Below are 9,818 nucleotides of genomic sequence, written 5' to 3'. Positions count from 1 at the left end.
TAGTGCTTGAGCAGCAGGTACTTGGCCATCGTGCTTCTCCTTGGTGCGGTCTGCGACCCATCGTGGTCACGTTCACCTCGGGGACGACGCAGCTCACCGGTTCTCGACATCGCTGCCCGAATTTTTTCCACTCGCAGGTTAACCTCGGGTGAATCGTCCGCTGTTGCGGCATCCCGGGCGGGGCAAAACTTGATTCGTTCCAGAATAGTGAGCTAGGGTTCGTACCCGTGATGTCCGACTTCGAGGCGCAGCTACGGGCTGTCTCGTTGCGCGTGACCCGGCCACGGTTGGCGGTGCTCGCGGCGCTGCGTGAGCACCCGCACCTCGGCACCGACGCGGTGATCGCGCTGGTCCGGACGGATCATCCCAGCATCTCCCACCAGGCGGTCTACGACGTGCTGCGGGTGCTCACCGACGCCGGCCTGGTGCGGCGCATCCAGCCCGCCGGCGCGACCGCCCGCTACGAGTCCCGGGTAGCGGACAACCACCACCACGTCGTGTGTCGCTCCTGCGGCGCCATCGCCGACGTCGACTGCGCCGTCGGCCACGCTCCCTGTCTCACCGCCTCCGACGACCACGGGTTCGTGGTCGACGAGGCGGAGGTCGTCTACTGGGGCACCTGCCCCGACTGCGCGACCGACCGCACGCCCCAGAGATCCGCAAGCTCGGAAGGAAGTTCATGAGCGACACCCAGGACAACGGCCCCATCAGCGCCCAGGGCGTGGACCAGAAGGCAGCCGCCGGCTGCCCGGTCGCGCACGACTCGGTGACCGCGCACGGCAGCGAGAGTGAGAACCCCGCGATCGACTCGCCGACCCCGAAGACCGGCGGTCGTCCGCGTAACAACCGGGACTGGTGGCCCAACCAGCTCGACCTCTCGGTGTTGCACGCCCACTCGTCCAAGGGCAACCCGCTGGGGGAGAACTTCAGCTACGCCAAGGAGTTCGCCAAGCTCGACGTCGAGGCCCTCAAGCGGGACATCGTCGAGGTGCTCACCACCTCGCAGGACTGGTGGCCGGCCGACTTCGGCCACTACGGCGGCCTGATGATCCGGATGAGCTGGCACGCCGCCGGCACGTACCGCATCGAGGACGGCCGCGGTGGCGCCGGCGACGGCGGTCAGCGGTTCGCCCCGCTGAACAGCTGGCCGGACAACGCCAACCTGGACAAGGCCCGCCGGCTGCTCTGGCCGGTCAAGCAGAAGTACGGCCAGCAGATCTCCTGGGCCGACCTGCTGGTGCTCGCCGGCAACGTGGCCCTGGAGTCGATGGGCTTCAAGACCTTCGGCTTCGGCTTCGGTCGTGAGGACGTCTGGGAGCCCGAGGAGATCTTCTGGGGCCCGGAGGACACCTGGCTGGGCGACGAGCGCTACACCTCCGAGAAGGAGATGGCGACCGGCGTCGGCTCGACCGAGATGGGCCTCATCTACGTCAACCCGGAGGGCCCGCGCGGCAACGCGGACCCGGCCGCGGCGGCGCACTTCATCCGCGAGACCTTCGGCCGGATGGCGATGAACGACGAGGAGACCGTCGCCCTCATCGCCGGTGGCCACACCTTCGGCAAGACCCACGGCGCGGCTGTCGCCGACAACCACGTGGGCCCGGAGCCCGAGGGCGCCCCGCTGGAGGCGCAGGGCCTGGGTTGGCTGAGCACGCACGGCAGCGGCAAGGGCGCGGACACGATCACCAGCGGTCTCGAGGTGACCTGGACCGACGTGCCGACGCAGTGGAGCAACCGCTTCTTCGAGATCCTGTTCGGCTACGAGTGGGAGCTGACCAGGAGCCCGGGCGGCGCGAAGCAGTGGGTCGCCAAGGACGCCGAGGCCATCATCCCGGACCCCTTCGACCCGTCGAAGAAGTACAAGCCGACGATGCTCACGACCGACCTGTCGCTGCGCGTCGACCCGGCGTACGAGAAGATCTCGCGCCGTTTCCTGGAGAACCCGGACGAGTTCGCGTTGGCCTTCGCCAAGGCGTGGTACAAGCTGCTGCACCGCGACATGGGCCCGATCGAGCGCTTCCTCGGGCCGTGGGTGGCCGAGCCGCAGCTCTGGCAGGACCCGGTGCCGGCCGTCGACCACGAGTTGGTGGGTGACGCCGACGTCGCCGCCCTGAAGGCGAAGATCCTCGACTCCGGTCTCAGCACCGCCCAGTTGGTCTCCACCGCCTGGGCCTCTGCCGCGAGCTTCCGCCACACCGACAAGCGCGGCGGTGCCAACGGCGCCCGGATCCGGCTGGAGCCGCAGCGCAGCTGGGAGGTCAACCAGCCCGAGCAGCTGGCGACCGTGCTGACCGCCCTGGAGGGCATCCAGCAGGAGTTCAACTCCGCCGGCGGGGCGAAGATCTCGCTCGCCGACCTGATCGTGCTGGCCGGCTCGGCCGCCGTGGAGAAGGCGGCGCGCGACGCCGGCGTCGAGGTGACCGTGCCGTTCCGGCCGGGCCGCACCGACGCCACCCAGGAGCAGACCGACACCGAGTCCTTCCGGGTCCTCGAGCCGCGTGCCGACGGGTTCCGCAACTACCTGCGTCCCGGCGAGAAGACCCAGCCGGAGGTGCTGCTCGTCGACCGCGCCTACATGCTCAACCTCACCGCGCCCGAGATGACCGTCCTCGTCGGCGGTCTGCGCTCCCTCGGCGCCAACACCGGCGGTACGCCGCACGGCGTCCTCACCGATCGCCCGGGTGTGCTCACCAACGACTTCTTCGCCAACCTGCTGTCGCCGGGCACCCGGTGGACGGCGTCCAAGTCCGACGAGCACGTGTACGAGATCCGTGACCTGGCCACCGACGAGGTGAAGTGGACCGCCACCGCGGTCGACCTCATCTTCGGGTCCAACTCGCAGCTGCGGGCCCTCGCGGAGGTCTACGCCAGCCAGGACGGCCGCGACAAGTTCGTGACCGACTTCGTGGCCGCCTGGGCCAAGGTCATGGAGCTGGACCGCTTCGACCGCGTCTGACAGTTTCCCCCGACGAGCCCCGGTCGACCCAGTGGTCGGCCGGGGCTCGTCGGCCTTCGCGCGGCGTTCGACCGCCCGCCGCCGCGCACTCCGACGTCAGCCGGGTGGCATTCCCGACCAAAACGAATCCCATAAATGATTTTTTATCCCGGTGATCGGCTGGCGCACGGGCCTGTTCGTGGCAAGGTGTTGATCGCCCCCGGTCGGCGGGCGCGGACCTAGTCACGCAGGGAGTCATCGTGGCCCATCCGGACCTGCAGACCGAGGAAGTGGACCAACACCCGGACGGGCCGGTGATCCCCCGGCAGCGGGGGGCGGTGAGCGCCGCCGCGGCGGGCGGCACCTGGCGTCCGCTGCGGATCGCGATGATCGGCCAGAAGGGGATGCCGGCCACCTACGGCGGGATCGAACGGCACGTGGAGGAGATGGCCAGCCGGCTGGCCAGCTACGGGCACGAGGTCACCGTCTACTGCCGACGCAGCTACGGCGACACACCGGCCGACGACTACCGGGGCGTACGGCTGCGCCGGACGCACACCATCGCGAGCAAACACCTCGACGCCATCGTGCACGCGGCGACCTCGACAGTGGCGGCGATGACCGAGCGGCCCGACATCGTGCACTACCACGGGCTCGGGCCGGCACTTGTCGCCCCGATGCCACGCGTGCTGTCCCGTGCCGGAGTGGTGCTCACCGTGCACGGCCTGGACAACCAGCGGGCCAAGTGGGGACTCGCCGCGCGGGCGGTGCTGGGCAGCGCCCACTGGCTCAGCGGGTACGTCCCGCACCAGCGCGTCGCGGTCTCCCGTGGGCTCGCCGCCCACTACGGAACCCGGTTCGGCCGGCCGACGACCTACATCCCCAACGGGGTGAACCCGGCGCGACCGGTGCCGACCCGTCAGATCGAGACCCGGTTCGGCCTCACCCCCGACGGTTACCTGCTGCTGGTCGGTCGGCTGGTTCCGGAGAAGGCAGCCGACCTGCTGATCCGGGCCTTCCGTCGGGTCGACACCGGGATCCGCCTGGCGATCGTCGGTGGGTCGTCGTTCACCGACGACTTCGTGGACCGGCTGCGTCGTGCGGCCGACGGCGACGACCGGATCGTCTTCACCGGCTTCGCCTATGGAGACCTGCTCGCCGAGTTGTACGCCAACGCCGCCGGCTTCGTGCAGCCGTCCCGGTTGGAGGGTCTGCCGTTGACACTGCTGGAGGCGGCCGCGTACGGGTTGCCGGTGGTCGCGAGCGACATCGCGCCCCACCTCGAGGTGCTGGAGGGCGACGCCGCCGGGGGGCGATTGTTCCGCGACGGCGACGAGGACGACCTGGTCCGGGTGTTGACGGCGCTGCTCGCCGACCTGGCGGGGGAGCGGGCCGGCGCGGCGGCGCTGGGTGACCGGGTCACCGGGGCCTACAGCTGGGACGTCGCGGCCCGCGAGTTGGAGCGGCTCTACCTCCGGCTGGTGCCGGAGCCGGGTCGACGGGCCAGAGCGGTGGCCGACTGACCTGCGGCACTCGCCGGCGGGCGTGGGGATCAGCCCGGCGGAGGACGCCGCAGTCGGTGCAACGGCCCCTTCTGCCGTCGAGGTGACCGGGCTAGATTGAACCGATCTTGTGCCGGGAGGACATCGGTTGGCCGCGCCCGGCAGCGGCCGGGCAGCGCCGATTCGGTCAGTGGGATCAGTGGAACAACACACGCAACAGGTGGTCGACGCGGAACGGCCCACCCGGGTGAGACCGCCGGGCGGCAGGGCGCCGATCCTGCTCCGGCGGCTCGACACGCCCCGGCTGCTCACCGTCTGCGCGGCGTTGGCCGCCGCGGTCGTGGCGGTGGTCGCGGGCGTCTCGATGGCCGCCGGTGACCGCCGGGGGATGGTGCTGCCGCTCGCCGCGGTCGCGGGGATCGCGGTGACCGTCCTGGCGCTGACCCGGTTCGCCGGGTACGTGCTGCTGATGCTCGCGGTCCGCTCCTGCGTCGACCTGTTCAAGTTGACCGGGCCGAGCGCCGGCCAGGCCGAATCCGCCGGAACGGCCCGGGCGCTGGACCCGTCGACCCTGCTCGCGGTGCTGTTCCTCCTCGCCGCCGGGCTCTGGCTGGCCGCCCAGCTCAGCCGACACGGGCGGTTGCGTGGCTCGCCGCTGAGCTGGGCCATGCTGCTCGTCGGGGCCAGCAGCGTGGTCAGCGCCCTCGGTGCCAGCCGGCCGGCGAACAGCCTGCTGGAGGCGTTGCGGATTCTCACCGTGGTGGTGATGTTCGTGGTGCTGGAACAGCTCATGCCGGACACCACGGCGATCCGTCGGGTCCTGCTCGCCTGCTACGCCTCGCTGGTGCTGGCGCTCGGCTACACCGTCGTGCTGTCGCTGCTCGGCAACCCGCCGGCCGAGGTGAAGGGCGACTTCACCCGGATCAGCGGCACCTTCAGCCAGTCCACCACCTTCGGCCGCTACCTGATGTTCATGGTGATCTTCGGGTTCGCGGTCCACCGCTTCCTGGGGCGACGTCAGCGCACGGCACTCGGTGGGCTGCTCGCGCTCTCGCTGCTGTTCCTGCTGCTCACCAACACCCGCAGTGCCCTGCTCGGCGCGGCGATCGGCCTGGTCGTGGTCGCGGTGCTGCACCGCAGCAAGCGGATGCTAGTCACCCTCTGCCTGGTGGCGGTCGCCGGGGTGGCGCTGGTGCCCGCCGTCGGGGAGCGGTTCGCCCAGCTCGGCACGGCGCGTGCGGTCGGCGGCGACCCCACCGGGAACACCCTGGCGTGGCGGATCGGCTACTGGACCGAGATCGTCACGCTGGCCGACCGGAACCCGCTGACCGGGATCGGGCCGAACATGACCCAGCGCGAGACCGACGAGGCGAAGAAGCCGCACAACGACTTCCTGCGGGCGTACGTCGAGACGGGGTTGCTCGGTCTCGGCGCGTACCTGATGATGCTGGTCGCCCTGCTGTACACCGCGCGGACCGCGCTGCGTCGGGCGCCTCCGGGCAGTTTCGAGCGTGGCGTCGCGGTCGGGTTCACCGGTTGCGCCGCCGCGTTCGTGGCGGTCAGCGCGGCCTCCAACGTCATATCCAATGTGGTCACCCTCTGGTATTTCGTCGCGTTCGCCGCGGCGGCCAGCGCGATCGCCCGCCGTCCGGCCCGACACCCGGCCGGCGAGCAGCCACGAAGCATTTCCGTCCCGGTTTGAGCGAACGACAGCATTGGGGAGAAAGTGGAGATCGTCGACTACCTGCGGGTCGCCCGGCGGCGGCTCTGGGTACTCGTGGGAGTGCCGGTGCTCGCCACCGGCGCCGCGGCGGCCATCGTCCTGCTCGCGCCACAGCAGTACAGCGGCACCGCGTACGTGGCGGCACCGGCGCTGGTGGGCGGTGCGGCCGGGACGCAGTACACCGGTACGCAGGCGGCCAACCAGTTCGTCGCGGCGTTCGGCGCGGCGGTCACCTCACCCCGCGTCCTCGCCGATGTGGCCGGTGACACCGGGGTGCCGCCGGAGCGGCTGCGCGACGGGCTCGCCATCACCCAGGTTGGCGCGAGCAGCCAACTGGAGGTGACGTACACCGCCGGGAACCGGGCGACGGTCGCACCGGTGCTGACCGCGACGACCACCCGGGCGCTCGCCTTCCTCTTCTCCTCCCAGGTCGGCATCGCCACCGGTGAGGTGGAGGCGGCCAACGCCGACGTCACGGCGGCGACGAAGGCGATCGGGGAGTGGGAGAAGGCGAACAAGGTCTCCCAGCCGGACCGGCTGCACCAGGCGACGTTGAGCGAGCTGACCAGCCTGCGTCAGCAGCAGCTCTCCATGCAGGCGGTGGGCAACGGTCGGGGCGCCGACGCGGCGGCCGCCGCGATCACCGCCGCCCAGCGGAAGCTCGACGAGCTGGGGCCGAAACTGCCCGACTACCAGGCGCTGCTCGCCCAGCGGGACGCGGCGACCGGGGCCCTGTCGCAGGCGCGGGAGGGGTTGCAGGCGGCGCGTGCGCAGGCCCAGGCCGCCGATCCGAAGCAGGTGACCAGCATCGGCGAGGCGCACGAGGTGAGTCGGGTGGCGGAGCTGGTGCGTACCGCGCTGCCGGTGGGCGGCGCCGGCCTGCTGCTCGGGGTGCTGCTGGTGGGCGTCCTCGAACTGCTCTCGCAAGGTCGTGCCGGCGTCCGCCCGGCAGGTCCGGCGGCTGCTCCGGCTCCGGCGGAGACCGTGGGCGCGGCCCGGCCGTGACTGTCCGACAGCGGGCCGCCGGGTGCCTGGCGAGGTGACCGGCCGGTCGCCGGCCGCCCCGGAGGCCGGCGACCAGCAGGTACGCGGCATGGCGCGCGGCGGTGTGCTGAACCTGGCCAGCGCGGTGCTCAGCCAGGTGGCGCTCTTCCTGGTCCTGCTGGTGCTGGCCCGGGCGCTGGGCCTGCGGGAGGTCGGCCGGTACGCCCAGGTCTACGCCGTGCTGTCGCTGCTCGGCCTGCTCTCGCTCTCCGGTTTCCGGGCCGGGTTGACCCGGTTCGTGGCGGTGCATCTCGCCGACGGGGAGCCGGCCGCGCTCCGGGGCGCGATCCGGCTCGGGCTCGGCATCTCGGCCGCGGCGTCCACTGTGCTCGCGGTCGGTCTGGCGGTCGGCGCGCCGTGGCTCGCCGAGGCCCTGCACGACCCGCGGCTCAGCACCGGGCTGCGGTTGGCCGCCCTGTGCCTGCCCGCCACGACCATCTGCGAAGCGGCGCTCGCCGCCACCCGGGGCTGGCGTACCCAACGCGCCTACGCGCTCGTCGGTCAGGTCTACGAGCCGGTCGCCCGGCTGGCGCTCACCGCCCTCGCGCTCGCCCTCGGGGCGGGCCTGACCGGCGCGTTCTGGGCGCTGGTGGTGGCCAGCTGGAGCGCCGCCGGGCTCGCCCTGGTGGCGCTGGCCCGGATGGTGCGCCGGGTGCCCGCCGCCCGGCCCGCGTACCGCCCGGGTGAGCTGTTCCGCTTCTCCACGGTCAGCTGGGTCTCCTCGCTCTCCTCCACCGGGCTGATCTGGGTGGACGCGTTGCTGCTCGGCTTCTTCGACTACGGCGCCGACGCGATCGGCGTCTACCACGTGGCGACCCGGTTGGTCACCATCGCGGTGTTCGTGCTCGCACCGGTCAACGCCTCGTTCGGCCCGCACCTGGCGCATCTGCACCACCAGGGCCGGCTGGACGAGGTACGCCGGATCTACCGGGTCGCCACCGGGTGGGTGGTCCGCCTGTCGCTGCCGGCCTTCGTGGCGTTGCTGGTCTTTCCGGAGCAGTTGCTGCGCCTGGTCGGCGGGCCCGGTCTGGCCGGCGGCGCGGCGGTGACGGTCGTGCTGGCGCTCGGTCAGCTGGTCAATGCCGCGACCGGGCCGTGCGGGACGCTGCTGAACATGTCCGGCCGGGTCGCGGTGAACATGGTCGACAACCTCGCCGCCCTGCTGCTCAACATCCTGCTCAACCTCTGGCTGATCCCGGCGTACGGCATCCTCGGCGCGGCGGTGGCCTGGGCGGTCTCGCTGGCGGCGGTGAACGTCGCCCGGGTCTGGCAGGTACGCGCGCAGGTGCACACCGTGCCGGTGACGGCGGGCATGGTCAAGGGCCTGGTCGCCGCGCTCTTCGCGTTGGGCGTCGGGTTCGGCGTGCGCTGGCTGGTCGAGGGTTGGGTCGCGCAGCTCACCGTCGGTCTGGTCGCGATCGTGGCGGCGTACCTCGCCGCGGTGCTCGCCCTCGGGCTCAGCCGGGAGGACGTCATGGTGCTGCGATCGGTGACCCGTCGAGGTGGTCGACAGGCGGGTGCCGACCAGAGCGTGGGTGTCGCCGTGGGCAGCGGGGTGCGCCCGTGACCGGCTTCGCGCGGCGTCAGGTCACCGACCGGCTGCGCCGGGGGGTACGCGCGGCGCGGGCGTGGGGACGCGCGGCGCGCCCGGGCGAGCCCGGCCCGTTGCCCGACTTCCTGGTGATCGGCGGGCAGCGCTGCGGCACCACCTCGCTGTACCACCAGCTCGCCGCGCATCCCCGGGTGCGGGCGGCCAGTGGCAAGGAGCTGCAGTACTTCAGCCTCCACCATGGTCGGGGCGCGCGGTGGTACCGGGGGCACTTCCCGCGCCTCGCCGCCGGTGAGCGCACGTTCGAGGCGAGCCCCTACTACCTGTTCCACCCGAGCGTGCCGGCCCGGGTCGCGGCGACAGTGCCGCAGGCCCGCTTCGTGGCCCTGCTGCGCGACCCGGTGCAGCGGGCGTACTCGCACTACCTGCACACCCGCTCGTACGGCATCGAGCCGCTCTCCTTCGCCGACGCGCTGGACGCGGAGCAGGAGCGGCTGGCGGTGGCCACCCGCGGTGGCCCGGACACCCGTGCCGCGCACCGGGCGTTGCGCGCCTATTCCTACGCCGCCCGGGGGCGCTACGCCGAGCAGGTGCAACGGTGGTTCGCGCACGTCCCCCGGGAGCGGATCCACCTCGCCCGCACCGAGGACCTCCAGGCCGACCCGGTCGGCACGTACGGCGAGATCCTGCGTTTCCTCGGCCTGCCGGCGCACACGCCCGAGGCGTTCATCCGGCACACCCGCCGCGTCGACCAGGGCGTCTCCGAGCTGACCCCGGAGCTGCGGGACCGGCTGGGCGAGCACTTCGCGCCGCACAACGCCCAGCTCGCCACCCTGCTCGACTGGCCCGACCCCTGGCCGGGCTAGCAGAGGACGGCCAGGGGTCGGTTCCGGGACTGGTCGGCGGCGGTGACCGTCGGTCACCTTCCCCGGAGGGCGGATGTGGTGTTGAGCGGTATACCTCAGAGGTATAAATATGCCTCTGAGGTATACCGCTCAAGCGTGTATCGGCCGGCCGGGCGGACGGCGGCCGGCGGGCGGCCGGCGGGCGGGCGAGCGGGCGGAC

General features: G+C 72.0%; 7 protein-coding genes. All 7 read left to right on the top strand.

Features of this window, described 5'->3' with window-relative positions; all coding sequences use genetic code 11:
- Positions 1-227: 227 nt before the first annotated feature.
- The 7 genes from JM949_RS29790 to JM949_RS29760 all read left to right on the top strand — a co-directional run bounded on the left by JM949_RS29790 (position 228) and on the right by JM949_RS29760 (position 9,619).
- Positions 228-683 carry a Fur family transcriptional regulator gene (locus tag JM949_RS29790; RefSeq protein ID WP_309232388.1) on the top strand — a complete coding sequence of 152 codons (456 nt, stop codon included), beginning with the start codon at positions 228-230 and terminating at the stop codon, positions 681-683.
- Positions 680-2,956 carry a catalase/peroxidase HPI gene (katG, locus tag JM949_RS29785; protein WP_203151469.1) on the top strand — a complete coding sequence of 759 codons (2,277 nt, stop codon included), beginning with the start codon at positions 680-682 and terminating at the stop codon, positions 2,954-2,956. Before JM949_RS29790 ends, katG begins: the two co-directional genes overlap by 4 nt.
- Before the next feature lie 239 nt (positions 2,957-3,195).
- Positions 3,196-4,458, top strand: a complete 1,263-nt coding sequence (locus tag JM949_RS29780) for a glycosyltransferase family 4 protein (protein ID WP_203151468.1) — start codon at positions 3,196-3,198, stop codon at positions 4,456-4,458.
- A 178-nt stretch (positions 4,459-4,636) separates the two neighbouring features.
- Complete coding sequence (locus JM949_RS39355; RefSeq protein WP_203151467.1) at positions 4,637-6,139, top strand: O-antigen ligase family protein; 1,503 nt, start codon at positions 4,637-4,639, stop codon at positions 6,137-6,139.
- Between the two features lie 24 nt (positions 6,140-6,163).
- On the top strand, positions 6,164-7,165 hold the full coding sequence (locus tag JM949_RS29770; protein WP_203151466.1) for a Wzz/FepE/Etk N-terminal domain-containing protein: 1,002 nt from the start codon (positions 6,164-6,166) through the stop codon (positions 7,163-7,165).
- A 34-nt stretch (positions 7,166-7,199) separates the two neighbouring features.
- Positions 7,200-8,771 (top strand): oligosaccharide flippase family protein, encoded by a 1,572-nt coding sequence (locus JM949_RS29765; RefSeq protein ID WP_203151465.1) that lies wholly within the window; start codon positions 7,200-7,202, stop codon positions 8,769-8,771.
- Positions 8,768-9,619 carry a sulfotransferase family protein gene (locus tag JM949_RS29760; RefSeq protein ID WP_203151464.1) on the top strand — a complete coding sequence of 284 codons (852 nt, stop codon included), beginning with the start codon at positions 8,768-8,770 and terminating at the stop codon, positions 9,617-9,619. The genes JM949_RS29765 and JM949_RS29760 overlap by 4 nt, the downstream gene beginning before the upstream one ends.
- Positions 9,620-9,818 lie beyond the last annotated feature (199 nt).

Origin of the sequence: Micromonospora tarensis (genome assembly GCF_016803395.1) — a bacterium.
Taxonomy (GTDB): Bacteria; Actinomycetota; Actinomycetes; order Mycobacteriales; family Micromonosporaceae; genus Micromonospora; species Micromonospora tarensis.
Note: the sequence above shows the minus strand (reverse complement) of the source record. Positions and strands in the feature narration are given on the sequence as shown.

Coding starts and splice junctions, on each gene's coding strand:
- katG (WP_203151469.1), top strand. CDS start 680: ATGAGCGACACCCAGGACAACGGCCCCATCAGCGCCCAGGGCGTGGAC.